This window comes from Paenibacillus sp. AK002 (assembly GCF_053903045.1).
This window is the reverse complement of the sequence record NZ_CP096377.1, coordinates 4641561-4667717: the sequence shown is the minus strand read 5'-3', so window position 1 is coordinate 4667717 and position 26157 is coordinate 4641561. Positions and strand designations below refer to the sequence as shown.

Annotated in this window: 25 protein-coding genes and 1 pseudogene; 20 read left to right on the top strand and 6 right to left on the bottom strand. The window is 52.4% G+C overall.

Annotation, left to right across the window (positions count from 1 at the left end):
* The first annotated feature begins 48 nt into the window (after positions 1 to 48).
* The 7 genes from fabD (at position 49) to ftsY (ending at position 9034) form a co-directional block, all read left to right on the top strand.
* Positions 49 to 981, top strand: a complete 933-nt coding sequence (fabD, locus tag M1D70_RS20680; protein ID WP_009594994.1) for an ACP S-malonyltransferase — start codon at positions 49 to 51, stop codon at positions 979 to 981.
* A 46-nt stretch (positions 982 to 1027) separates the two neighbouring features.
* A complete protein-coding gene (fabG, locus tag M1D70_RS20675; RefSeq protein ID WP_009594984.1) occupies positions 1028 to 1777 on the top strand; it encodes a 3-oxoacyl-[acyl-carrier-protein] reductase in 750 nt (249 codons plus the stop codon).
* Positions 1778 to 1887: 110 nt separating this feature from the next.
* Positions 1888 to 2121: an acyl carrier protein gene (acpP, locus tag M1D70_RS20670; RefSeq protein ID WP_006211375.1), complete on the top strand. Its 234-nt coding sequence runs from the start codon at positions 1888 to 1890 to the stop codon at positions 2119 to 2121.
* 158 nt (positions 2122 to 2279) lie between these two features.
* On the top strand, positions 2280 to 3518 hold the full coding sequence (fabF, locus tag M1D70_RS20665; RefSeq protein ID WP_456287797.1) for a beta-ketoacyl-ACP synthase II: 1239 nt from the start codon (positions 2280 to 2282) through the stop codon (positions 3516 to 3518).
* A 12-nt stretch (positions 3519 to 3530) separates the two neighbouring features.
* Entirely contained in the window at positions 3531 to 4229 is a 699-nt protein-coding gene (gene rnc / locus M1D70_RS20660) for a ribonuclease III (protein ID WP_036663972.1), read from the top strand.
* Between the two features lie 207 nt (positions 4230 to 4436).
* The gene (smc, locus tag M1D70_RS20655; protein ID WP_009594988.1) at positions 4437 to 8006 is read left to right on the top strand and encodes a chromosome segregation protein SMC; all 3570 of its coding nucleotides are present in this window, start codon (positions 4437 to 4439) and stop codon (positions 8004 to 8006) included.
* Positions 8007 to 8032: 26 nt separating this feature from the next.
* Positions 8033 to 9034 carry a signal recognition particle-docking protein FtsY gene (gene ftsY, locus M1D70_RS20650; RefSeq protein WP_009595001.1) on the top strand — a complete coding sequence of 334 codons (1002 nt, stop codon included), beginning with the start codon at positions 8033 to 8035 and terminating at the stop codon, positions 9032 to 9034.
* A gap of 104 nt (positions 9035 to 9138) precedes the next feature.
* On the opposite strand, the gene M1D70_RS20645 is transcribed toward ftsY, so the two are convergent.
* The 5 genes from M1D70_RS20645 to M1D70_RS20625 form a co-directional block, all read right to left on the bottom strand.
* Positions 9139 to 9342 (bottom strand): hypothetical protein, encoded by a 204-nt coding sequence (locus tag M1D70_RS20645; RefSeq protein ID WP_009594997.1) that lies wholly within the window; start codon positions 9340 to 9342, stop codon positions 9139 to 9141.
* A 61-nt stretch (positions 9343 to 9403) separates the two neighbouring features.
* Positions 9404 to 9730, bottom strand: a complete 327-nt coding sequence (locus tag M1D70_RS20640) for a hypothetical protein (protein ID WP_433940644.1) — start codon at positions 9728 to 9730, stop codon at positions 9404 to 9406.
* Between the two features lie 13 nt (positions 9731 to 9743).
* Entirely contained in the window at positions 9744 to 10754 is a 1011-nt protein-coding gene (locus tag M1D70_RS20635) for a polysaccharide pyruvyl transferase family protein (RefSeq protein ID WP_456287796.1), read from the bottom strand.
* A 24-nt stretch (positions 10755 to 10778) separates the two neighbouring features.
* A complete protein-coding gene (locus M1D70_RS20630) occupies positions 10779 to 11936 on the bottom strand; it encodes a glycosyltransferase family 2 protein (RefSeq protein WP_456287795.1) in 1158 nt (385 codons plus the stop codon).
* An 11-nt stretch (positions 11937 to 11947) separates the two neighbouring features.
* Positions 11948 to 12976, bottom strand: coding sequence for a glycosyltransferase (locus M1D70_RS20625; protein WP_009595000.1), 1029 nt, complete (start codon positions 12974 to 12976; stop codon positions 11948 to 11950).
* A gap of 457 nt (positions 12977 to 13433) precedes the next feature.
* Here M1D70_RS20625 and trhA point away from each other — a divergent pair, with 457 nt between their 5' ends.
* The 13 genes and pseudogenes from trhA (at position 13434) to ylqF (ending at position 24930) form a co-directional block, all read left to right on the top strand.
* Positions 13434 to 14081, top strand: coding sequence for a PAQR family membrane homeostasis protein TrhA (gene trhA, locus M1D70_RS20620; protein WP_456287794.1), 648 nt, complete (start codon positions 13434 to 13436; stop codon positions 14079 to 14081).
* 137 nt (positions 14082 to 14218) lie between these two features.
* A complete protein-coding gene (locus M1D70_RS20615; RefSeq protein WP_009594991.1) occupies positions 14219 to 14575 on the top strand; it encodes a putative DNA-binding protein in 357 nt (118 codons plus the stop codon).
* A gap of 21 nt (positions 14576 to 14596) precedes the next feature.
* Positions 14597 to 15979, top strand: coding sequence for a signal recognition particle protein (ffh, locus tag M1D70_RS20610; RefSeq protein WP_009594989.1), 1383 nt, complete (start codon positions 14597 to 14599; stop codon positions 15977 to 15979).
* Between the two features lie 48 nt (positions 15980 to 16027).
* Entirely contained in the window at positions 16028 to 16300 is a 273-nt protein-coding gene (gene rpsP / locus M1D70_RS20605) for a 30S ribosomal protein S16 (protein ID WP_006211361.1), read from the top strand.
* A gap of 21 nt (positions 16301 to 16321) precedes the next feature.
* Positions 16322 to 16552 carry a KH domain-containing protein gene (locus M1D70_RS20600; RefSeq protein ID WP_006211360.1) on the top strand — a complete coding sequence of 77 codons (231 nt, stop codon included), beginning with the start codon at positions 16322 to 16324 and terminating at the stop codon, positions 16550 to 16552.
* Positions 16553 to 16664: 112 nt separating this feature from the next.
* The gene (gene rimM / locus M1D70_RS20595) at positions 16665 to 17186 is read left to right on the top strand and encodes a ribosome maturation factor RimM (protein ID WP_009594996.1); all 522 of its coding nucleotides are present in this window, start codon (positions 16665 to 16667) and stop codon (positions 17184 to 17186) included.
* Positions 17187 to 17189: 3 nt separating this feature from the next.
* Positions 17190 to 17996, top strand: a complete 807-nt coding sequence (gene trmD, locus M1D70_RS20590) for a tRNA (guanosine(37)-N1)-methyltransferase TrmD (protein WP_456287793.1) — start codon at positions 17190 to 17192, stop codon at positions 17994 to 17996.
* 226 nt (positions 17997 to 18222) lie between these two features.
* A pseudogene (locus tag M1D70_RS20585) lies at positions 18223 to 18534 on the top strand (collagen-like repeat preface domain-containing protein); the annotation flags it as partial.
* A gap of 438 nt (positions 18535 to 18972) precedes the next feature.
* Positions 18973 to 22446 (top strand): hypothetical protein, encoded by a 3474-nt coding sequence (locus M1D70_RS20580; protein WP_456290472.1) that lies wholly within the window; start codon positions 18973 to 18975, stop codon positions 22444 to 22446.
* 113 nt (positions 22447 to 22559) lie between these two features.
* On the top strand, positions 22560 to 22703 hold the full coding sequence (locus tag M1D70_RS20575; RefSeq protein WP_162939111.1) for a hypothetical protein: 144 nt from the start codon (positions 22560 to 22562) through the stop codon (positions 22701 to 22703).
* A gap of 233 nt (positions 22704 to 22936) precedes the next feature.
* A complete protein-coding gene (gene rplS, locus M1D70_RS20570; protein ID WP_015736355.1) occupies positions 22937 to 23281 on the top strand; it encodes a 50S ribosomal protein L19 in 345 nt (114 codons plus the stop codon).
* A gap of 106 nt (positions 23282 to 23387) precedes the next feature.
* Positions 23388 to 24002 (top strand): signal peptidase I, encoded by a 615-nt coding sequence (gene lepB, locus M1D70_RS20565; RefSeq protein ID WP_036663956.1) that lies wholly within the window; start codon positions 23388 to 23390, stop codon positions 24000 to 24002.
* Between the two features lie 61 nt (positions 24003 to 24063).
* Positions 24064 to 24930, top strand: a complete 867-nt coding sequence (gene ylqF / locus M1D70_RS20560; RefSeq protein ID WP_456287792.1) for a ribosome biogenesis GTPase YlqF — start codon at positions 24064 to 24066, stop codon at positions 24928 to 24930.
* Positions 24931 to 25033: 103 nt separating this feature from the next.
* Here ylqF and M1D70_RS20555 read toward each other — a convergent pair whose 3' ends face one another.
* Complete coding sequence (locus M1D70_RS20555) at positions 25034 to 26074, bottom strand: LacI family DNA-binding transcriptional regulator (protein ID WP_456287791.1); 1041 nt, start codon at positions 26072 to 26074, stop codon at positions 25034 to 25036.
* Positions 26075 to 26157 lie beyond the last annotated feature (83 nt).

Here is a 26157-nt window from a genome sequence, read left to right as displayed (position 1 = left end):
GAATGGATTTAACAGGACTAGTGAAAGAAGAGAAGGGAGCCAACGATTTTGGGTAAAACAGCATTTATATTTCCGGGTCAGGGCGCTCAGTCCGTCGGAATGGGAAAAGACGCCTATGATGCGGTTCCTTCCGCACGCGATCTATTTCTAACCGCGGATGCTCAGCTTGGATTTCCGCTCAGCTCCATTATTTTTAATGGCCCTGATGAAGATTTGAAGCAAACCGTCAATACGCAGCCGGCTCTGCTCGCAACCAGCATGGCTTATCTGGAAGCCGTTCGCGGCAAAGGAATCGTGCCGGATTACGTTGCGGGCCATTCCCTCGGCGAGTACAGTGCGCTTGTATGCGCAGGCGTGCTCTCGTTCGAAGAAGCCGTGTCGATCGTTAGAACACGCGGCGAATACATGGAAGCTGCCGTTCCGGGAGGACAAGGCGCCATGGCAGCCGTTCTCGGCGCAGACCGGGAGGCCCTGGCCGAGCTGTGCAAGGGCATTTCGGCAGAGGGGCATGTCGTAGAGCTTGCGAACATGAACTGCCCGGGGCAAATCGTCATCTCCGGTTCGGCTCAAGGCGTTGCAGCTGCTGCAGAAAGAGTCAAGGAAGCCGGCGGCAAGCGGGCCATCCCGCTGGAAGTCAGCGGCCCCTTCCATTCTTCCTTAATGAAGGAGGCGGCAGAGCGTCTGGCCGGCAAACTGGCGCAGGCTTCGTTCAACGCACCTTCCGTTCCGGTGGTTGCCAACGTGACGGCCCGTCCGGTGGAAGATGCCGCTGCCATCCGCGGTTTGCTGGTGGAGCAGGTCTATTCCCCTGTGCTGTGGCATGACAGCGTGGAGTGGATGATCGCTCAAGGCGTGGACACCTTCGTCGAGATTGGCCCCGGCAGTGTTCTCAGCGGTTTGATCAAGAAAATTGACAAATCCGTCAAAGTCATGAATGTGAATAGTCTGGAGAGCGTCAACAGTTTGGAGACGGTTGTTTAAACAGCTTTTGATGTCAACCGGATCACTCTGGAAAGGAGGAATAGGTATGAGTGAAGCTCTAAAAGGACAGACTGCGCTTGTTACGGGTGCTTCCCGAGGAATCGGCCGGAGCATTGCTCTCGCACTTGCCGATCTGGGCGCGAACGTTGCTGTCAATTATGCAGGAAGCGAAGCGGCCGCAACCGAGGTTGTGGAGGCGATTCGTGCAAAGGGCGTTTCGGCGATCGCGGTTAAATCCAACGTCGGACGGACCGAGGAAGCCGATGCGATGGTTAAGCAGGTGTTAGAGACTTTTGGTCGAATTGATATCTTGGTGAATAATGCAGGGATTACTAGAGATAATCTAATCATGCGCATGAAGGAAGAGGAGTTCGATCAGGTGATTGAAACGAATCTGAAAGGGGTATTCAATTGCCTCAAAGCGGTGACGCGTCCCATGATGAAGCAGCGCTATGGACGCATTATCAACATATCCTCCGTTGTCGGAGCGCTTGGCAATCCGGGACAGGCCAATTATGTCGCGGCCAAAGCCGGCGTCATCGGTCTGACCAAATCAGCCGCGAGGGAGCTGGCTTCCCGTGGCATTACGGTAAATGCGGTAGCGCCAGGATTTATCGATACCGACATGACTCGTGAACTTCCCGAGGACATGCGCGAAGGCCTGCTTGGCGGAATTCCGCTGGCCCGTTTAGGCCAGCCGGAAGAGATTGCCGGCGTGGTGACTTTCCTAGCATCTTCCAGCGCGTCTTATATGACTGGACAGGTGCTGCATGTGGATGGCGGCATGTACATGTAGAGCCGCTGCTGTTCCGGCGCTTGACGCGCCGGGCGCTAAATCGTTTTCAAATGCCTTCTATGGCAATTTGAAGTCATATCTCGTATAATGACCAAGAGGAGGTGAGCCGGATGTCCGATGTATTGGAACGCGTAAAACGCATCGTTATCGACCGCCTGGGTGTTGACGAAGCCGACGTAACATTAGAAGCATCTTTCAAAGACGACCTTGGAGCTGATTCTCTCGATGTAGTTGAATTGGTGATGGAGTTGGAAGATGAGTTTGATATGGAGATCTCTGATGAAGATGCGGAGAAAATTACGACCGTAGGTGAAGTTGTAAACTACATACAATCTCATACCTAAGTCATTACAGTTAAGTCCCGTTCTTTAGCAAGGCGGGACTTCTCCACATTCAATCAAAGCTTTAGTTCTAACAAGTGATAGATTATTACTGCCTTGGTTCATCTTGAGTCCTTACGGTTTCATAGATGGACGGGCAGTCCATATAGAGGTGAGTCTGTTTGAAACAAAGAGTCGTTGTAACAGGAATGGGAGTCATGACCTCGCTTGGTCAAGATCTTGATACATTCTGGAACAGTTTGATGGAAGGCAAGTCCGGCGTATCCCGCATCGAAGCATTTGACGTGAGTGATTACACCACGCAGATCGCTGCGTCCATGAAGGATTTCAACCCGGAGGATTACATGGACCGCAAGGAAGCCCGCAAGATGGACCGATTTGTGCAGCTAGCTGTGGCAGCCGGTTCGAAGGCGCTGGAGGACAGCGGTCTTGATATCGGCGTGAATGCCGATGCAGAGCGGGTCGGCGTTTCCATCGGATCGGGTATCGGCGGTTTGGGAACCTGGGAGGATCAGCATAACATCCTGCTGGAAAAAGGCCCGAAACGTGTAAGCCCCTTCTTTATTCCGATGATGATCGCCAACATGGCCTCAGGGCAGATGTCCATCAATCTGGGAGCCAAAGGGCCGAACACCACCCAAGTGACGGCTTGTGCTACCGGAACGCATTCGATCGGCGATTCCTATCGCCTGATTCAGCGCGGCGATGCCGACGTCATGATCTGCGGCGGGGCGGAGGCGACCATTCGTCCGACGGGGATGGCTGGTTTCTGCGCTATGCGCGCAATGTCGACCCGCAATGACGAGCCGGAGAAGGCCAGCCGGCCATTCGATACCGGCCGCGACGGTTTTGTCATGGGTGAAGGTGCCGGCGTGCTCGTCATCGAATCCCTTGAGCATGCGTTGAAACGCGGAGCCAAGATTTATGCCGAGGTGATTGGTTACGGCCTTAGCGCCGATGCCCATCACATTACCGAGCCGGATCCGGACGGGGCAGCCCGCTGCATGAAGATGGCGATCCGCGACGCAGGCATTGCGCCGGAAGACGTGGATTACATTAATGCTCACGGGACTTCTACGCCGGTGGGTGACCGCTCGGAAACGAAGGCCGTAAAGATGGCTCTTGGCGACCATGCATACAAAGTGGCCGTGAGCTCGACCAAGTCGATGACAGGTCACTTGCTTGGGGCCGCCGGCGGTGTCGAGGCGGTTATCTGCGGATTGAGCTTGAAGAACCAGACCATTGCACCGACGATTAACCTGGAGGATCAGGATCCGGAGTGCGATCTGGATTACGTACCGAATCACCCGCGTAAAGCCGATTTGGATGTAGTGATGTCCAATTCGTTCGGGTTTGGCGGGCATAATGCCACGATTATCCTGAAAAAATACGCCGAGTAAGGGGACAGTGTGTTGAGTGGAGATCTGAAGCAGTTACAGCATAAACTTCAAATCCAGTTTCGCAATGCAATGCTGCTGAAGCAGGCCTTTACCCACGCATCTTATGTAAACGAGCATCGCTTCAGTCAGAGCCAGGACAACGAGCGACTTGAATTTCTCGGAGACGCCGTTCTGGAACTGACGGTCAGCGAATTCTTGTACAACCTTTTTCCGGACCGTCCGGAAGGCGAATTAACCAAGCTGCGGGCCGCTATCGTATGCGAGCCCTCCCTGGTGCAATTCGCTGTAAGTCTGGACTTTGGACGTTACGTTCTGCTAGGCAAAGGAGAGGAAATGACGGGCGGTCGAACCCGCCCGGCTCTTCTTGCGGACGTATTCGAATCATTTGTGGGGGCGCTTTATTTGGATCAGGGATTGGAAGCGGTACGCCGGTTTTTGAGCGACCACGTCTTCCCTACGGTGACCGTCAACGGTCGACCGCAGATGAGCGATTATAAGACCGAGCTTCAGGAACTGACCCAGCATCACGGCATGGGCGCACTGGAATATCGTATCGTAGAAGAGCGAGGACCGGCGCATGAGCGGGAGTTTGTCTCGGAGGTATACATGGGAAGCGAATGTCTTGGACGCGGAAGCGGCAGATCCAAGAAAGAAGCCGAGCAGCAGGCAGCGGCGGTAGCCTTAAAGCAGCTGAAACGTGCGGATGCCTAAAGCTTCGCTGATGTGATGACAAACAAAGAGCAAAGAGCAGTCAAGCGGATAACCGGACCCGGATAGGATGACTGTTTTTTGCTCTTTTCGTTGTCTGTCTTTTGTTTAAGGGGACAGCTGCTTATAACGTTGATGGACCTCGTCCAAAGACGGCGGTGAAGCCGATTCTACTTGTGGTACAATAGCAGGAGAGGTGATAGTTCGAATATGTTTTTGAAACGGATCGAGTTAGCAGGATTTAAATCGTTTGCCGACAAGACGGAGATGGAGTTTGTCCGGGGAATCACGGCCGTTGTAGGTCCGAATGGCAGCGGCAAGAGCAATATTTCCGACGGGATCCGCTGGGTGCTTGGCGAGCAAAGCGCTAAATCCCTCCGCGGAGGCAAGATGGAGGACATTATCTTTGCCGGAAGCGATGCGCGTAAAGCGGTCAACTATGGGGAGGTTTCCCTTACGCTGGACAATGAGGACCATGTGCTGCCGCTGGATTTTAACGAGGTGACCGTAACCAGACGGGTGCACCGCAGCGGGGACAGCGAGTATTTCATTAACAGGCAGTCCTGCCGGTTGAAGGATATTACGGAGCTGTTCATGGACACCGGGATCGGCAAAGAAGCCTATTCCATCATTGGACAAGGCCGCATTGAGGAAATTCTGAGTACACGATCAGAAGATCGCCGGGGGATTTTTGAGGAAGCTTCCGGGATCGTTAAATATAAGTCTCGTAAAAAAGAGTCTGTGCGCAAGCTGGATGAAACGGAGCAAAATCTGCTTCGCATCCATGATTTGGTCACCGAGCTGGAGGATCAGATCGGACCGCTCAAAGAGCAGTCCGAGAAGGCCATTCGCTACAAGGAGCTCCGGGAGGAGCTGAAGCACAAGGAAATTTCGCTGTACGTGTATCAGATCGAACAGATACATACCTCATGGAGCGAGGCCAATGCCAAGCTGGAACAACTGAAGGAAGAGCAGCTTGCCTTATCCACCGTAGTTTCCGCGCATGATGCCAAGCTGGAGAGCGACCGATCGGCCCTGCGCCAGCTGGAGCAGGAAGTTGAGGATCTGCAAAGTCAGCTGCTTCAGTTCAGTGAGCTGTTCGAGAAGAGCGAGGGTTATGGCGAGGTGCTCAAGGAACGCCGCCGCAACCTGGAACGTACGCGCGAGCAGCTGGAAGAAAGCTTGCACTCGGGCGATCATCGTCTGGAAGAGCGTGTAGGCGAGCTCGCGAGAATGAAGAGCAAGCTGCAGGATCTGCAGCAGGAGCTTACCCAGGTTCGGGATCAGCTGTCGGCGGAAGAAGCAAAGCTGGTTGGCGTAACCGGCGGTATCAGCCAGCAGCAGGAAGAGAGCTTGAAGGGGAATTTGCTGGAGCTTATGAACCAAATGGCGCAGGCGCGGAATGAAATTCGGTATGCCGACCAGCAGCAGGAGGCACTCGACCGGCGGATGAACCGGGCGCAGGAGGAATCCGGCAAATGGGAAGCCCTGAAAGAAGATCTGCTCCGTCGCAAAGATAGCATTGATCGAAGCATTGAACGTTTCGGCAAAGAAATTGCGGACCTTCGCAGCGGTTACATCAGCGAAAGCGAGCGGTATCAGTCCCTGCAGAAACTGCAGGAGGAGACGCAGGGAGCCCTTCGGAAATGGGAGCAGAAGCGGGAAGCGCAAATATCCCGCCGGGATACCATGAAAGAGCTTCAGGATGATTTTGACGGATTTATGCTGGGTGTTAAGGAAGTGCTGAAGGCTTCGCGCAAATCCGTGCTCCATGGCGTCCATGGTGCGGTGGCCGAGCTCATTCGCGTACCGGAGAAGCTGGAGCTTGCGATGGAGACCGCCCTTGGCGCGTCGGTTCAGCATATCGTCATGGAGAACGAATCCGTGTCGAGGCAGGCGATTTCCTTCCTGAAGCAGCGCCAGTTAGGCCGTGCTACATTTCTGCCCTTGGACGTTATTCGTCCAAGGAACGTATCGGCATCCGACCGGCACTTGGCGGAAGGGGAGGCCGGGTTCGTAGGGTTTGGCTCCGAGCTGGTGAAGTATGATTCCAGATACAGCAACATCGTCGGCAGTCTGCTCGGCAATGTCGTTATCGCCGAGACCCTGGAGCAAGCGAATAAGATCGCGGCCCGATTCTCCTATCGATTCCGCGTTGTCACCCTAGAGGGAGACGTCGTCAATGCAGGCGGCTCCATGACGGGCGGCAGTCAGCATAAAAAGACAAGCAGCCTGCTGGGACGCAAACGGCAGCTGGAACAGCTCGATCAGGAAATTTCGGAAACGGAGAAGCAGCTGGAGAAGCTCCAGCAGGGCATTGAAGGCGTTCGGAATCAAATGATTGAATCTCAGGATAAGCTGGACGAGCTTCGCAAAGCCGGAGACGACAAACGGATCGAGGAACAGCAGGCTGCGGGCGACCGCAAGCAGCTGGAGCATGAGCTGCGTCACGTTCTTGAGCAAGCCGAGCTTGCAGGCGAAGAGAAGAGCAGTCAAGAGAAGGAAGCCAAGGAAATTCAGCAAAGCCGTGAACGCGCACAGAAGCTGCTGTCTGAGCTGGAGGAAGAAGAGAAGTCCACCCATCTGGCGATCCAAGCGGCAGAGTTTGCCCGAAAAGCAAATGAATCGGCCAAGGAAGAGCTTCAGAGCCAGCTGACAACCCTCAAGGTTCGCGAAGGAAAGCTGGATCAGGAAACCTTCTCGCTGGAGGAGCAGCTGAAACGCCTGCAATCGGATGTTGACAACCATGAGAAGGAACAGAAGCAGAACCGCACGATGCTGGCCTCCGTTCAAGCAGACTTAAGTCAGAACGAAAGCGAGAGCGTGAAGCAGATCGAGGATCTGAACCAGTACAAGCTGAAGAAGGAAGAAGCCACGCAGCAGCTCGAATTCAAACGGGCGGCACGCACCGCGCTAAGCCGGAAGCTGGAGCTGGAAGAGAGCGAAACCAAGGAACAGCGCACCCAGCTGCGGTCCGTGGATGATCAGCTGCGCCAGACCGAGATTGGGGTAAACCGGCTCGATGTGGAGCTTGAAAATATATTGAAGAAGTTAAGCGAGGACTATGAGCTGAGCTACGAGCTTGCCAAGCAGCGGTATCCGATTCCGGAAGACATCACGGCCGCTCAGAACGAAGTGCGTGATTTGAAGCGGTCGATCACTTCCCTGGGGGACGTCAATCTCGGGGCCATTGAAGAATACCAGCGCGTCAATGAGAGATACCTCTTCCTGAGCGAGCAGAAGGCGGATCTGGTGGAAGCAAAAACGACGCTCTACCAAGTCATTAAGGAAATGGACGATGAAATGTCCAAGCGCTTCAAGCAGACCTTCGATGCCATCCGGCGCGAGTTCGGCACGGTGTTTACGAAGCTGTTCGGAGGAGGACGAGCCGACCTGATCCTGATCGATCCGGAACGTTTGCTTGAGACGGGGATCGATATCGTTGCCCAGCCTCCAGGCAAGAAGCTGCAGAATCTGCAGCTGCTCTCCGGCGGAGAACGTGCATTAACGGCTATGGCGCTGCTGTTTGCCATTTTGCAGGTGAAGCCGGTTCCGTTCTGCGTGCTGGACGAAGTCGAAGCGGCGCTAGATGAAGCGAACGTGGTACGATTTGCCCAGTATCTGCGCGAATTCTCTGAACAAACGCAGTTTATTGTGGTCACCCACCGCAAAGGAACGATGGAAGAGGCGGACGTGCTGTACGGCGTCACGATGGAGGAAGGCGGCGTGTCGAAGCTGGTATCCGTCAAGCTTGAGAATGAGGAAGCGGAGATTGCCTAATTTAACATAACGACATGGAGGTACGTATGAGCTTTTTTAAGAGGTTAAAAGAGAGCATTTCCAGCAAAACGGAAAACGTAACAAAACAGTTCCGCGACGGGTTGGAGAAAACCCGGAAGGGGTTTATCGAGAAAGTATCGGACCTGGTGATTCGCCGGAAAAAGATCGATGAGGAGTTCTACGAGGAATTGGAAGAGATTCTGATTGGCGCTGACGTCGGCGTCAATACGGTGATGGATCTGATGGACGATCTTCGTGCCGAGGTGAAGAAACGGCGGATCGAGGACGCTGCCGATTTGCAGCCGGTATTGTCCGAGAAGCTGATGGGACTTCTCCGTGATGACAGCAGCAACGAGCTGCGGGAGAATCCGGACGGAATAACGGTCATCCTGTTCGTGGGCGTTAACGGAGTCGGCAAGACAACAACGATTGGCAAGCTGGCGCATCGTTACAAGCAGGAGGGCAAGAAGGTTTTGCTCGCAGCGGGAGACACGTTCCGGGCGGGTGCGATCGAGCAGCTGGAGGTATGGGGAGAGCGGGTTGGCGTAGAAGTCATTAAACAGCAGCCCGGCTCAGACCCGGCAGCCGTCATGTTTGATGCGGTTCAAGCTGCCAAGCAGCGGCAGGCGGATGTCCTGCTCTGCGATACGGCGGGACGCCTTCAGAACAAAACGAATCTGATGGAAGAGCTGAACAAAATCTTCCGCGTCATTCAACGCGAAATTCCAAGTGCCCCGCACGAGGTGCTGATGGTCCTTGACGCGACGACGGGACAGAATGCGTTGAGCCAGGCGAAACTGTTCGGCGAGAAGAGCGGCGTGACCGGCCTCGTGTTAACCAAGCTCGATGGTACGGCTAAGGGCGGAATCGTCATCGCGATTCGTCAAGAGCTGAATTTGCCGGTGAAGCTGGTGGGCTTGGGAGAGAAGATGGGCGATCTCCAGACCTTCGATTCGGAGCAGTTTGTGCATGCTCTCTTTGCGGGTTTAATCAAAGAAGAAGAGAATGCCGCAGAACAACAAGGCTAAACTCTTGTCTAGCGAAAGCGAGCAGGTATATGAAAAGGACCGAAAGACTTACTTTCGGTCCTTTTTCATGTTCTGTTCGGTCCAAGAGCCATGCATACATATTCTTATGAAGAAACGATTCGAACGAATTCAATCGAGCGAAGCGGGATGATGGCGGTATCGGTTGGCGGGCCATAGATGATCGGCGGTACTTTTAAGGTGATGGTTCCCTCGCCCACTTCGTTCAGCGTGCCGATGATGACATCTCCCGACACCGTTACTTCGGTTTCCGAGCCGATAAATCCTTGCAGCCAATCCACGTAGCGCATATCGGTTAACCTCCTTGCCGTAAATGAAAGTTTGAATCCGATCTTCAGATCCCTAAGGGAATTACTGAACGGAAGTAATATTGGCGAACGGAATCAGCACGAGGTCACCGGATGCTTCACGAAGCTGAACGCCGTCTTCGGCGGTGGCCAAAACGACCCCCTCCAAGGTGACAAACGTTGTGCTTACTCGAACCTGTTGACCGGTGCGGACTTCGAAGTACTGAGTCAGTTCCGGATTAATGGTTAGCCCCGTGAGCACCTGGCTCTCCAGGGATTCCACCCTATCGGTCAATTGACTGGTTTCCTGGCTTAGAAGCTCGACCTGCCGCGTTAGTTTTTTTACTCGTCCGGCAAGCTTTCTGCAGAACAGGAAGCAACACATGCTCATTCTCCTTTCTGTATTACCAACGGTTGTGCTCTTCGATGTGATCCTTTAAATCGAGGAGCGAGGCTGTGCTTTTTTTCTCGGCTGCCCGAATCAGCGGCATCATCTGCTGCACGCGACCAGGGCCGTATTTTAGGAAGCTCTCGGTTTTATCCACCAGCACATCAAGCGGCTGACGGTAATCCGTAAAGTATTGGCCTAGATGAAAAGAACTCAGCAGGCTGTGCACTTTGCCCATGGTGCTGAGCGCCAGTACGGGTTTGCCTCCGCGTAAAGCGGCCAGCGATGGATGAAGCTTGAACGAGATCAGATAGTCCACGGATTGTATGAAACGGTAGGTGAGCTCAATATCCATGAGAAACGGCAGCGTTTCAATGGAAGCACCGGGTGTTAGCTCCCTTACCTTCTGCTGTAATTGCAGGCATGTGTTGTAATCGGAATACGCGTTCCCCGGATGATGAATGACCGGAATAAGGACGGCATGATAGCCTACTGCGACAAGATGACCCAGCAATTTGGTCATAATATCCATCGGGAACGATTCATAGGAAAACACAACAACGCCAATCGTTGGACGCTTCGAGAATCGTTTTACCGGGATGTCGGGCTGACGGTAGCCGAATACCATATCTGGGGCCGTTTCGACGTTTCGGTGAAAGCCAGCCCGCTTGGCGATGGCCGACGATCGTTCATCCCGGAACACCGCGCGTTTTGCCTGGGAGATCATCTCCCGGTAGGCGGACACCTGGTCTTCAGGCCAGGTGTGTTCCGGGTAGGCATCGACGATGCCGACGCCGTAAACCCAGGTAGGTTGTCCTTTGAGCTGCGAAGGGAAGTAATACGAATTGAACGAGTAAGGTGTGATCAAATCGCCACCGCCGATGATAAAGGCATCCGTCTGACCGGGATCCAATCGGGAATTCCAAGGATAGACGTGGTGTTCGTGGAATACTTGCCGAAGGGTGTGAAGAAACAAATCATCGCCGAAGTTTCCCATTCCGTAGTAGCCGGAAGCGGCAATATGCATGACGTATCACCTCCTTTTCAAGCGCTAACCCTGCATGGATTGCTTATACCAGGCTTCGAAGAGGCTGCTGCTTCGTTGGCTGGTGCTGCCGCCATAAATGACGCGATGATACAACAGCGCATCCACCATGATCGGCGAACTTTGTTTAAGAACGCGTGCGGTCACATCGATATCTTCGAAGATGCGTCCGAAACGATCCTCGCGATTTCGCCATCCGCCAACGGCGACCAGGGAAGATTTGCGGTACATTCGGGGAACGAGCGGGTGGCCGTGTTCATGCGATCGATTGAAGGACGGAGAGTATATCGAATATAGCTTGCCGGAGTCAACATTCCTTCTCCATAACGGACCGAGCTGCCGGGTTCGTTCCCAACATCCGTATCTGCCCGTGGCGATCAGCCCGTCCGGATTTTTGTCAAGCGCATCGGATAGGAGAGCAACCGCATCGGGTGCCAGCCAATCATCCCCGTCCAATTCCAGAATATAGTGACCTTTTGCTTCCGTAAGCAGCCGATTCATCATGATCGCCTTTCCTCGGTTACGCGATTCTGCTGTCACCCGTATTCGGCCGTCATGAAAAGCGCAGGCTTCCTTCAGGCTTTCGTCCTCCGAGCCGTCATCGCCGATTAACAGCTCCCAGTTTTCGTTCGTTTGCGCCAGTACGGAACGAATGCTCCAGCCTAAAGTGTCCTTCATGTTATGAATGCTCATGAGAATGGAGACTTCTGGCTGCTGAGACGATTTGGAGGATAAAGCCCCTTCGGGGTCAGCGGCGCTATCTAGCCTCCGTGTTGCAGACAGTATGGGGAGAATATACTCCAGTTCCTTTTGATACGGTGGGTTATGCGCCGCTTCCAGGTGTAACGTTAGGCTGGAATCGACTGGCAGGAGATCATAAGGCAGAAATCTGGCAGCGGGTAGCCTGTCATTCCAGCCGGCGAGGGCGGCAAGAAGCCAGGCTCTTCTCCAATAGATCGGGGCACCGCTCATACATATACAGACGATATGGTCCGGAATATGAAGCGGCATTGGGATCAGAGCCGACGATGCCCGATGGGTAAACGACAAGCTGCAGCTCCATAAAATCCACTCGCGGTCTGTTCCTGAGACTTCCTGAATGACCCGCTCACGATAAGATGCGGCATCGGTGGACCTATAGCCGAACGGCTGCGTACGAATCATGGCGTAAGGGATCACTGGGCATTCATGCTTTTGTTCATGATGGCTTGCCGGATCACTTGATCGGCTTTCAATCCGCGTTCAACCCAGCGGTTCTCTCTGGCGAAGGCTATGCGGGCGAGCTTATGCTCTGCCGTATCCGGGCGATCCAGCATGGCTGCCAGCTTGCTCAGGAAATCATCATGGGTCGTCGCTGTGGTGACGTGCGGCTCCATGGCAATGCATTCCGGCAGCGCCGTTGACAGCACCCGGACGCCGGAAGCCATATACTCGTATGCTTTGACCGGATTGGTAGCGAGCGTAATCGGATGGTACTGGAAGGGAATCAATGCAACGTCGATATGAGTAAGGTAACGCTTCAGCTCTTGGTGCGGCTTTTCCCCGAGAATATGCACGTTCTGAAGCTTCGAATAATCGCCGGAGCTGCCGTAAGGAGCACCAATGGAAACGAACTGGACGTTCGGAAACCGGAGGGCGGCCTTAGCGAACAGCTCATGGTCCACCCAATAAGCCCAGGCTCCGATATAAGCAACAACAGGACCCGGAGGGAGATCGGCGGGTCTTTCGCTGAATGGAATATGAAAAAATGAAGAATCAGCTCCATTCGGGATCAGGGTGAGCGGTTTATCCGGATAAGCCAGGGACAACCGGGTGTGGATCACCTCTGCGGTACACACGACATGGTCCGCCTCATCAATCATTTTCGGTTCATATTTAGCCCAATGCGGAAATTCGTCACAGCAGTCGTAGATCGTAATATCGGGCTTGAAAAGCGTGGAAATGCGCGTCCGGAGCTTAGACCAGGTGGTCCAGACGACAATGGGATGTTTTTTGCGGAGGGCAGGCAGCTTTTTGTGCAGAAACGTTTTGGTATCGGTGAACAGATACACGTTCGGTTCAATTTCTTTGAACTCGTTATCGAGCGGGGCCAGGTTTTCGAAGAAAACCTGATGACCAAGCGAGCCCAATTGCGCCATAAGCTGCTGCGGTCTCTGTTTCATGTACGACCAGTTCATCGTTCTCGGATAAATGATGACAGCCAAGAGGTTTCCTCCTTTCTTTTGTACTCGGGATAATATATGCGTTGCTAGCTTCATAGAATTGGACGAATGCGCCGAATCGCTGAAAAATGGTTGATTTCTACAAGCTTTCCCCTGGCCGGAACGAATCTATCAGCTTCCCATATATTGCTTAAAATATGACGTTTTCAATCCTGTCTTTTCATATAAAAAGAGGGAGAGTGAAGGTTCGTGAATTCCAAGAAGGTTCTTGTTGTGTTCGGAACGCGTCCCTACCGCAAAGAAGCCGATATGGGGGTCCGCTGGATTTTGCATGCCGGCAGAGCTTATAATGAAGTATAAGTCGGGTTCAGAAAGTCAGGTGTTCAGCACCGAAGCTTAAACTTCCGATGTGCGTTTATTCAAAACGCTTCAGTTGGATGAAGGTAGATGATGGCTTTTTGAAGAACCTCTATAAGATTTCAAGCGAAAGGATACTGTTATGGCCAATACTTACACTTATCCGCGCAGAGAAGAGATAGCGAACGCAATAACGCATGGCATAGGAGCCGCGTTAAGCGTTGCCGCGCTGGTGCTCCTGATCGTTTTTTCAAGCTTGAAGGGCACGGCCTGGCATGTTGTGAGCTTTACGATCTACGGATCCACGATGCTTCTGCTGTATTTGAGCTCAACGCTCGTTCACGGCTTGAGGGACGGGAAAGCCAAGGATTTCTTTGAGTTCATGGACCACTCTTCCATTTATTTGTTTATCGCGGGGACATATACGCCATTCCTGTTGGTCGCCATCCGGGGGCCGCTGGGCTGGAGTCTCTTCGGAATCGTATGGGGCATTGCGCTGTTCGGCGTCGTATTTAAAGCGTTTTTTGTCAAAAGGTTTCTGTTCCTCTCCACGATTTTCTACATTGCGATGGGCTGGCTGATCGTCATTGCCTGGAATCCGTTAACGGCGGTAGTCGCGCCTCAAGGCATGAATTTGCTTGTTCTTGGCGGCGTGCTGTACACGCTGGGTACCATTTTCTATGTATGGAGAGGTTTCCCGTACCATCATGCCATCTGGCATTTGTTTGTGCTGGCAGGCTCGATTCTCCACTTTTTTGCGATACTGATTTACCTTCTGCCTATCGGTTGAACCGCTGGGAAGACGGCTTTCTGAACATGATGAAGGATGACAAGGGAAATGGCTTGACATCCTTCTTCGTTTTTTGTATGATAAGGTTCGTTAAGCGAACTGTAAAGTGTTTTTCCTTGACGAGGGGGTGCCCTTAAATGAGTCAGGAGAATCGGCTCGAGAAGACGAACCGGATCAATTTGCTGTTCGATTTCTATGAGCAGCTGCTGACAGAGAAACAGCAGACCTTTTTGAAATATTATTTCCATGACGATTTTTCCCTGGGTGAAATCGCCGGCGAATTTGAGATTAGTCGTCAGGCCGTCTATGAGCATATTAAGCGCGCAGAGCAGGTGCTCGAGTCTTATGAAGAGAAGCTGGGGCTCCTGAGCAAGCATGAGGCGCGTGTCCGAGAGCTGGATAAGTTTCGGGAAATGGTGGAGACTAGCGACCTGGACGAACATGATAAGCATGTAATGACCGATATGGTCGAACGATTAAAAGTATGGGATTAAGTATGAACGGAGGTGGCGGATATGGCGTTTGAAGGATTGACCAGCAGACTACAGAATGTGTTCAGCAAGCTTCGTGGTAAAGGCAAGGTGTCCGAAGAAGATGTAACAGCCGCCATGCGTGAAGTTAGACTAGCGCTTCTGGAAGCCGACGTTAACTTCAAAGTGGTTAAGGATTTCGTATCCAAAGTAAAAGAGAAGGCCATCGGCAAGGAAGTGATGGACAGCTTTACGCCCGGCATGGTGATCATCGACATCGTTAACAAAGAGCTGACGGAGTTGATGGGGGGAAGCCAAGCCAAACTGGCGAAGAGCAATAAGCCGCCGACGGTCATTATGATGGCCGGTTTGCAAGGTGCCGGTAAGACAACGACCTCGGGCAAGCTGGCTAAGCTGCTTCAGAAGCAGAACAGCCGACCGCTGCTCGTGGCAGGCGACATCTATCGTCCCGCTGCGATCAAGCAGCTCGAAGTGCTCGGCAATCAGATCAATGTGCCGGTATTCTCCTTAGGAGACAAGACAAGCCCGGTTGAAATCGCGAAGCAGGGCCTGCAGCATGCCAAAGATAACGGCCACGATTATGTCATTATCGATACCGCCGGCCGGCTGCACGTCGATGAAGAGCTGATGGAAGAATTGAAGCAGATCCACAGCGTGGTGAATCCTGATGAAGTCCTGCTTGTCGTTGATGCGATGACAGGTCAGGATGCGGTGAATGTCGCGGAAAGCTTCAACCAGCAGCTGACGCTCACGGGCGTCGTGCTGACAAAGCTGGACGGTGACACCCGAGGCGGTGCTGCCCTCTCGGTTAAGGCCGTTACCGGATGTCCGATTAAATTTGCGGCGCTCGGGGAGAAGATTGATGCGCTCGAGCCGTTCCATCCGGAACGGATGGCATCGCGGATCCTCGGCATGGGCGATATGCTGTCTCTTATCGAGAAAGCACAATCGAACATTGATGCGGACAAGGCCAAGGAAATGGAACGTAAGATGCGCAATGCCGAATTTACGTTCGAGGATTTCCTGGAGCAGATGGATCAGGTGAAGAAGCTCGGTCCTCTGGATCAGCTGATGGATATGATTCCAGGCATGGGCAAAATGAAGCAAGCCAAGGATCTCAAGGTCGACGAGAAGCAGATGGGACGCATCGAGGCTATCGTCCACTCCATGACAACGGCGGAGAAGCAGCAGCCTGACATTATCAATCACAACCGTCGTAAACGGATTGCGGCCGGCAGCGGAACCTCGCTGGCTGAAGTGAACCGGCTCATCAAGCAGTTTGACGAAATGCGCCGTGTGATGAAGCAATTCTCGGATATGATGGGTCCTAAAGGCGGAAAGAACAAGGCTTTGAAGCAGCTGAAGGGCCTGACCGGCGGAAAAGGCATGAAGTTTCCGTTCCGTTAAGCCCCGGTTATATCGAATGGACATTTTTTGAAGGAGGTGAATTTTCAAATGGCAGTACGTATTCGTCTGAAACGCATGGGTGCTCACAAGGCTCCTTTCTACCGCGTGGTGGTTTCTGATTCCCGTTCCCCACGTGACGGCCGTTTTATCGAGGAAATCGGTTATTACAATCCGGTTGCTCAACCGGCTGAAGTTAAGATCGATGAAGAGAAAGCACTGAACTGGCTTCAAAATGGTGCGCAAGCATCTGACACGGTTCGCAACTTGCTTAGCAAAGCGGGCGTAATGAAGAAGTTTCATGAGCTGAAGCATCAGAAATAAGACTGATCGCGAGGGTTATCTATGGAAGAATTAGTTCGCGTTATTGCTAAGGCTTTAGTGGATCATCCAGAAGATGTGACTGTGAAAACCGTTGAGAAGGAGCACTTGATTGTATATGAACTGTACGTGCATCCTGACGATGTCGGGAAGGTCATAGGCAAACAAGGGCGTATCGCCAAATCATTGCGTACAGTCGTTACATCGGCGGCAGTTAAAATGGATAAACGGGTGACCGTTGATATCATTTCTTAAAATATACGAAAGGGGGTTAGGATGCATGTCCTAGCCCTTTTTCGTACATGCTGAAGAAATCAGCCGGTCATACCAGCTTGGAACGTTCATTAAGTGATGCAGGAGGAAGACCATGTCTGAAAAGTTGTATACCGTAGGCAAAATCGTGAACACGCACGGCATTCGCGGCGAAGTTAAGGTCATGCCGCATACGGATTTTGCCGACCAGCGTTTTGCCGCGAAGAGCAAGCTGTATATCGTTCCCGACAAAGGGAATAAGATTGAAGTAACGGTCGAAACATCCCGCTTTCATAAAAACATGTATGTCCTGAAATTCAAGGAGCTTCATGGGATTAACGAGGCTGAAAAATATAAGGGCTCGCTGCTGAAAATCACCGAGGATCTTCAGGAGGAGCTTCCGGAGAACGAGTACTATTTCCACGAGATCATTGGTTGCAAGGTGATGACGGATGAGGAACCGGCTGAGGAGCTTGGCACGATTTCCGAGATTTTGACGCCAGGCGCCAATGACGTATGGGTTGTCAAAACGCCTAAGGGAAAAGAAATTCTTCTCCCGGCCATACCGGATGTCGTGCTGGATGTCGACAAGGAATCGAAGCTTGTCCGCGTGCATCTGATGGAAGGGTTGTTATAGTCCATGCGGATTGATGTGTTGACGCTGTTTCCCGAAATGTTTGATGGCGTGTTCCATTCGAGTATTCTGGGTAAAGCGGCCGAGAAAGAAATCGTGAACCTGAATGCCATCAATTTCCGCCAGTATGCCGGGAACAAGCATGGGCAAGTCGATGATACGCCATATGGAGGCGGTGGCGGAATGGTGTTAAAACCGGACCCGATTTTTGCTGCGGTAGAGGACATCCTCGCTTCGAATCCGAATCATGGTGAGGGAGCTCATCCTCCCGGAGAGATTTCGGCTGAAATCACCGGCGCAGCCAAACCTCCGCGAGTCATTCTGATGTGCCCGCAAGGAGAGACTTTTACGCAGAAGAAGGCGGAAGAGTTGTCTCAAGAAGAGCATCTGGTGTTTATATGCGGGCATTACGAAGGTTACGATGAACGAATCCGCGAGTTTCTCGTGACGGATGAGTTATCCATCGGAGATTACGTGCTTACCGGCGGAGAGCTGCCGGCCATGGTGGTCATCGATTCCGTCGTCCGATTGCTGCCGGGTGTACTTGGGAATGAAACCTCGGCGGTGACGGATTCATTCAGTACAGGCCTGCTGGAATACCCGCACTATACACGTCCGGCGGAGTTTCGCGGCTGGAAGGTGCCGGATATTTTGCTAAGCGGTCATCATGCGAATATCGATGTATGGCGCCGTGAACAAGCGCTTAAACGGACATGGGAAAGACGCCCTGAATTGTTGGAGGGACTGGAGCTTTCGAAACAGGATAAGGCGTATCTTGAGAAATTACGTGCCCAAAGCGGCAAGGGAAAATGAAACGAATAACTTGGATGACGAAAAGAGAGGGCTTCTCGTAAATGGGCCTTCTCTTTTTTTGTTGCGGCTCAACTGTGAGATTTCGAACCTATTGTTCGCCCAGTGAATAGTCTGCAGATATGGGTGTTTGCTGAGTCCAGAGAAGCAGAACGAGGAGTGAAGCATATTGGATTCCCCACGGAGAGGAAATCGCGGCAAATTGAAGTGCACGACTTCACGAAAAACAGTGCCCAGGCGAACGAGGTTAAGAGAGCTTTGGTTGAGTCGCCTGGTTTGGTCGTTTCGCCAGTTGAGAGTACTTGTCCGCATATTCATTGAGCAACCGGTAAATGAAAACTTCATTCGGCTAAAAAGACAAGTTCAACGGATCCAAAAATTGTTGTCTTCCAATATGTCACTCTCTAGAAGCGAAAAGCGATTTATTCGTATGGCCGCTGAACAAGTATTGGTTATTTCTAATATGAACAATAGCAGAGAAATTATAGATCGAATAAACTTTTTTGCAGTACTTATCCTTTCTTATGCCGAGCGCATCGGAATAGGAAGATTGATTAGATCATCCGTTCTTGAAATTAGCAATTCTCTCAACAGATGGGGTTATGCACGAGAAAGAATGGATTTGATCCCATTACACAACTTAGTCGATAATCTCCCGTTATATATTGCGGACGCAGTGACGAATCCAGGGATGGAATCCGCGAATAGATTAGGAGTTGTTTTTGAAGACATCAATCAACAATTATCCCTTTTGGGGGCTTCAGCAGCGCAGCGGGAAGCTTTGCAGACAGCGCCCCAGGACGTAATAGCATCACTGGTGGAAGGCGCGTCTCCGATGCAAGTGAATGATCGATTGATGAATTATACCAATATGCTTGGAGAAACGGTAACAACTTTGGATATACCGACAACTGATCGGAATGGGTTGTTGTTTTCTTTGTTATCTGTTTCAAGAATAAGTGCCGAAAGCGTTCAAAGTATGATGGTGCAGGATTTCGCTGAAAATGTACAAGATCTAACGGGACCGACGGGTGAAACAGGAGCCGCAGGTCCCCAAGGAGTACCGGGTGTTCCTGGTGCAGCGGGGTCAACGGGAGCGACGGGTGCAGCAGGTGCAAGAGGAGCGGCGGGAGCGGTAGGTGCAACTGGGGCAATGGGAGCTACAGGTGCTACTGGAACAATAGGAATGACGGGAACGGCAGGAGTAACAGGTGCAGCGGGAATGACAGGCGAGATAGGAGCAACCGGAGCGACGGGATTGACGGGTGTGACAGGATCGACAGGCCCAACGGGAGTAACGGGAGTAGGAACAACTGGTGAGACGGGAGCGACAGGAGCCACCGGAGCGGCAGGAGCCACTGGAGCAACTGGGGTAACAGGAGCAAACGGAACAACAGGAGTAACAGGGGCAACGGGGGTAACAGGAGTAACCGGAGTAACCGGAGCAACAGGTGAAACGGGTGCAACGGGAGCTACAGGCGCAACGGGGGTAATCGGGGTAACAGGAGCCACGGGAGCCACAGGAGCGACAGGAGCAACAGGAGCAACAGGAGCAAGGGGTGCAACCGGAGCTACAGGTGAAACGGGAGAGACAGGAGCAACTGGGGCAACAGGAGCAACTGGGGCAACAGGAGCAACTGGAGCGACAGGTGTAACAGGAGCAACGGGGGTAACAGGAGCAACAGGAGTAACAGGAGCGACAGGTGAACCGGGTGCAACGGGAGTGACAGGAGTAACAGGAGCGACAGGTGAACCGGGTGCAACGGGAGTGACAGGAGCAACAGGAGCCACTGGAGAGACTGGAGCAGCGGGAGCAACAGGAGCGGCAGGAGTGACAGGAGTGACAGGTGAAACGGGTGCAACGGGAGTTACGGGAGCGACAGGAGCCACTGGAGCCACGGGAGCAACTGGTGCAACAGGAGCAACAGGTGTAACAGGAGCCACGGGAGCAACGGGGGTAACAGGAGCCACGGGAGCAACGGGTGTAACCGGAGAAACTGGTGCAACAGGAGCAACAGGAGCCACTGGAGAGACTGGGGCAACAGGAGAGACTGGAGTAACAGGAGCAACAGGTGCAACGGGAGCCACCGGGGTAACAGGAGCAGCAGGGGCAACAGGGGCAACCGGGGTAACAGGAGCAACAGGGGCAACAGGAGCCACCGGAGCCACGGGTGCAACTGGTGCAACAGGAGCAACGGGGGTAACAGGAGCCACTGGAGCCACAGGAGAAAGAGGAGTAACGGGGGCCACTGGAGAGACTGGAGCCACGGGAGCAACAGGAGCAACTGGGGCAACAGGAGCAAACGGAACAACAGGAGTAACAGGAGTAACCGGAACAACAGGTGAAACGGGTGCAACGGGGGTAACAGGAGCAACAGGAGCCACGGGTGCAACAGGAGCAACAGGAGCCACGGGAGCGACAGGAGCTACGGGAGCAACAGGAGCAACCGGGGTAACAGGAGCGACAGGAGCGACAGGAGCAACGGGAGCCACAGGAGCGACAGGAGCAACAGGAGTAACAGGAGCCACGGGGGTAACAGGAGCAACCGGAGAGACAGGAGCCACGGGTGCAACCGGGGTAACAGGAGGAACAGGAGCGACAGGGGCAACAGGTGAAACAGGAGCAACGGGGGTAACAGGAGCTACAGGTGAAACAGGAGTAACCGGAGCAACAGGTGAAACGGGAGCCACAGGAGCAACCGGAGAGACAGGAGCGACAGGAGCCACGGGAGCCACAGGAGCAACAGGAGCAACGGGAGCCACAGGAACAACGGGAGCCACAGGTGCAACAGGAGCCACAGGAGGCACGGGAGCAACAGGAGGCACGGGAGCAACAGGAGTAACTGGTGCAACAGGTGCAACAGGTGCAACAGGTGCAACAGGTGTAACTGGGGAAAGAGGAGCCACCGGGGTAACAGGAGCCACGGGAGCGACAGGAGAAAGAGGAGCAACGGGGGCAACGGGAGCCACGGGAGCCACGGGAGTAACAGGAGTAACAGGAGCCACAGGAGCAACAGGAGCGACAGGAGCTACAGGAATAACAGGAGCGACAGGTGAACCGGGTGCAACGGGAGTGACAGGAGCAACAGGGGTAACAGGAGCCACGGGGGTAACAGGAGCGACGGGGGTAACAGGAGCGACGGGGGTAACAGGAGCGACGGGGGTAACAGGAGCGACGGGGGTAACAGGAGCCACGGGTGTAACGGGAGCATCAGGGGCAACGGGTGTAACTGGAGTAACAGGGGCAACAGGAGTAACTGGAGTAACAGGAGTAACAGGAGTAACAGGAGCGACAGGAGCCACGGGTGCAACCGGGGTAAGAGGAGCGACAGGGGCAACAGGTGAAACGGGAGCAACAGGAGAAAGAGGAGCCACGGGAGCCACGGGTGCAACCGGGGTAACAGGAGGAACAGGAGCAACAGGGGCAACAGGTGAAACGGGTGCAACGGGAGCAACTGGGGTAACAGGAGCAACCGGAGAGACAGGAGCCACGGGAGCGACAGGAGAAAGAGGAGCAACGGGGGCAACGGGAGCCACAGGAGTAACTGGTGCAACAGGAGCAACAGGAGTAACAGGATTAACAGGAGTAACGGGAGCAACAGGAGGCACGGGAGCAACAGGAGGCACGGGAGCCACAGGAGTAACTGGTGCAACAGGTGCAACAGGTGCAACAGGTGCAACAGGTGTAACTGGGGAAAGAGGAGCCACCGGGGTAACAGGAGCGACAGGAGAAAGAGGAGCAACGGGGGCAACGGGAGCCACGGGAGCCACAGGAGTAACGGGAGCAACAGGAGGCACGGGAGCAACAGGAGTAACTGGTGCAACAGGTGCAACAGGTGTAACTGGGGAAAGAGGAGCTACCGGGGTAACAGGAGCCACGGGAGCGACAGGAGAAAGAGGAGCAACGGGAGCCACGGGAGTAACAGGAGTAACAGGAGAAAGAGGAGCAACGGGAGCAACAGGAGCAACGGGAGTAACAGGAGCTACGGGAGCAACCGGCCCAACCGGAGCAACAGGTCCGGTAGGCCCGACGGGTCCAACCGGGTCTACTACCCTCGTGGGCGGTAGTGTGATCTATGCCAGCAATGGAGTCATACAAAATGTGGCCACCAACTCGCCGGTTACTTTTTCAACAAGCACACTTCAAGGTGTAACCTTTAACGGTACCACGACGCTGACCATCGTGACAGCTGGCTTCTACTACTTTGACTGGCAGATTTCGCTGGAAACTGGTTCGACAGCGCCTAATACTTTCGGAATCGTTGTTAACGGTAATACGACAAATACGGCGAACATGAACTCGAATTCAACCAACGCCGAAGTTTCAGGATCTGCCGTCATCAATTTAAGTGCAGGTAATACCGTTGGGCTTTATAATTTATCGCCGGTCTCTAAATCGATAATAGCACCGCAAACCGCTGCAAGAATTTCTATCTTTAGAATTGGCTCATAGCCCAGTATTGTATACTTTAATGTCAACTTTTTTAATATGGTTGATGCATCGTCTCCTTCAGTGGGTAATATGTATCTGGAGAAACACTTGAGATTACTGGGAGGCATCTTGTCATGACAGAACATCGACAACAACAGGAAGCAAAAATAGAAGAAACAAACCATACTGAAGTTCAATTCCAAACGGTAGACGACATCCTTGAATACTATGGCAAGCGCCACAAAGGCTTGCATGACTCGAAAGAAAGCGTAAATTAAGTTCAGCCTAACCGCTTCCGGCATGATCTTCATGCTGGAAGTGGTTTTTTAAAGACCAGTGAGCGTTAAACGGATTTACAGAGAGGGTGTAAAGATAAAATACTTGATTCAGTCAGCAAAATATGTTATTATTTCTTTTGTTGTGAATACGGTGGTCCGCTGCGGATAATGAAGGAAATACATAGAGTTTCCGGAAGATGCAAGAACACCTGTGTGAGAGGAGGGAGTCCTAGATGAATATCGTTCAAGCGATTACTCAAGAACAACTTCGTAAAGATATTCCGAGCTTTCGTCCTGGTGATACTTTAAAAGTACACGTTAAGGTTATCGAGGGAACTCGTGAGCGTATCCAGTTGTTTGAAGGTGTAGTAATTAAACGTCGCGGTGGCGGAATCAGTGAGACTTTTACTGTTCGTAAAATTTCTTACGGTGTTGGTGTGGAAAGAACTTTCCCAATCAACTCGCCTAAAATCGATAAAATCGAAGTGGCTCGCCGTGGTAAAGTGCGTCGTGCGAAGCTTTATTATCTTCGTGAACTGCGCGGTAAAGCAGCGAGAATTAAAGAAATTCGTCGTTAATTACAAGGCGGCGGTAAAAGGGGGCTTGTGCGTATATACAAGCCCCTTTTGTATATCCAAAAATCGTTATCATGCGAAAGCGATCTATAGGGAAGGACGGTGGATTATGGAGAAAGATCAACACCAGGAGGCCATTGAAACCAACGTGGGGAAACCCGCCAAAAAGGCTAAGAACGAGCTTGTAGAATGGCTGAAGGCTCTTCTCATTGCTCTGGTTCTCGTCGTTCTCATTCGCTGGCTTCTCTTTAAACCGTTTATTGTGCAGGGACCATCGATGGAACCTAACTTTGTTTCGAATCAGAAGCTGATCGTCAACGAGATTTTATATGATATCCGCAAACCCGAGCGTGGCGAAGTTATCGTGTTCCATGTTCCTGACGAGGGAAGGGATTTCATTAAACGCGTGATCGCGGTTGCCGGTGATACGGTTAAAGTGGAAGGCGATAAAGTGCTTGTCAACGGGGAACCTGTGAATGAAACCTACATACAGGAAGCAATTGATCAAGCCCATGCTGAAAATCGATTATACAATAACACGGATTTTCCGAACTCGTTTGTTCAGGACGGCGTTGTCCCGGAGGGCCATGTGTTCGTGATGGGGGATAACCGCTCCAACAGTACCGACTCCCGAATGATAGGATATGTTCCTTTGGGGGATATTATCGGTCGAGCAGACTTGATTTTCTGGCCGATTAAAGACATAGGGCTCATCAACCATTAGCCAGCCGCATGGCGCTATAGAAACGATGAAAGTTTGCAGAGCAAAGTAGAGGTGACGACGTTTGACAATACAATGGTTTCCTGGACATATGACCAAAGCGCGCCGTCAAATTCAGGAGAAGCTGAAGCTGATCGATGCCGTTATAGAACTGATCGATGCGAGGCTTCCGCTCTCAAGCCGAAATCCGATGATCGACGAGATTTTGCAGGGCAAGCCGCGGCTCGTTATTATGAATAAAGCCGATTTGGCCGATCCTGAGGTTACAAGGCAATGGCAGGCCTATTTTAAAAAAGACGGACTGACGGCTTTTCCCGTCGATGCATCCACGGGGACAGGCGTTAAGGATATTCCGAACCAGATTAAGCTGCTGCTGAAAGAGAAGATCGACAAACAAATCGCCAAGGGCATGAACCCGCGAGCGATGCGCGTGTTGATTGTAGGCATACCGAATGTAGGTAAATCCACGCTGATTAACCGGCTTGCCGGCCGTAACATCGCGGAGACGGGAGACCGTCCGGGCGTCACGAAAGGGCAGCAGTGGATCAAGGTTGCCGGCGGTGAGATGGAATTGCTGGATACCCCGGGTATTCTGTGGCCGAAATTCGAGGATCAGAATGTAGGATACCGCTTAGCGGTAACCGGTGCCATCAAAGAGGAAATATTGAACGTAGAGGATATTGCCTTTTTTTCGATCAAATATTTCGCCAACTATTACTGGGAAACGATGAGCGAGCGCTTTGACCTGAAGGAGCGCCCGACGGATCTGGACAACCCGGATGAAATCGTCGCGGTCATGGAGGCGATCGGAAGAAAACGCGGCTGTATCGTAAGCGGCGGAAGAGTCGATCTGGAAAAAGCCTCGAGCCTATTCCTGCGTGAGCTTCGCGCAGGGAAGCTTGGGCGATATTCCATGGAATCGCCTTATTGATTCGTTAAAGGGAGAATGCAATGCCTCTCCAACCCCATTAAACCGAAAGAACCGTTCAGCCGAATACCGGCAGAACGGTTCTTTTTTCTTAAAAAGGATAAAACTAGTCTGTTTTTTCGGTAGATGCCCTGAAGATCGGCTTTGTTTGGATATGGGTGACTTGATAGGGCAGTGCCGGTTCTTTCACCCGTGACAACAGCATGTTAGCCGCAGCAATTCCCATTTCATCGCTATAGATATGTACCGTTGATAAATGGGGTTCAACGATGCGCGATTCAGGCGCATTATCGAATCCGCATACGGCAATGTCGCCGGGGATGGCGATATGGCTATGCTTCAAGGCTTTCATCACATTGACCGCAATAAAATCATTGGCGCATACAAAAGCGGACGGCAACTGTTTCATCTGTTTCAGCCGCTTCTCCATCCAGTCGGACTCGGAGAAAAACTCACGGTCCGGGTTTAGGACACACTGTTCCGGATCCAGCCGGACCCCCATCTCGGTCAAAGCCCGATTAAATCCCACCCAGCGTTCATTAAAGCTCTTGCAGTGCTGGATGTCCCCGATGAATCCCAAAGACGCGTTGCCCTGCTCAATGAGCAGCTTGGTCATGTGACAGGTGCTGTGTTCATTCTCCATCAGAAGCAAATCCGCCTGCAAGTCCGGGTAGAACATGTCAGCGGCACAATCGATAAATACGGTAGGCAGGCCCAGGCTTGTGAGCTCCTTGCTGTATTCCATATCAAATAACTCGATACATATGATGCCATCCACTTTGGAGGATTCAAAATTGTTAGGCAGCGTCCGAGAGCTTCGATCGATGTCGCGGACAATATGAATGGACAGGTTATATCCTTCCGCGCTGATTCGTTTCTCAAGCCCACTGATTAATCGCGAGCCAAAGTGGGAGGTGCTTGGAAGATTCGCCGTCAGAAGAGCGATGTTTCCCGGGTTTTTGGTCAGCAGATTGTCCGTCTCCATGAAAGCAAATTGTTTGTATTTCAGTTCAATCGCTTTTCGGATAACCTTGCTGCGCGTCTCGTCCGGAATACTTTCGCTCCCGTTCAGAGCCTTGGATGCCGTGTTTCTGGAGATCCCCAGTGCATCGGCAATATCTTGAATTGTGACTTTTTCTTTCGTCATGTATCTGATTTCACCTCAAATGATCAAGTTCATACGAAGGTCCGCTGTTTCTTCCAGTCGCTAATGACCTCTGAATATCTTAA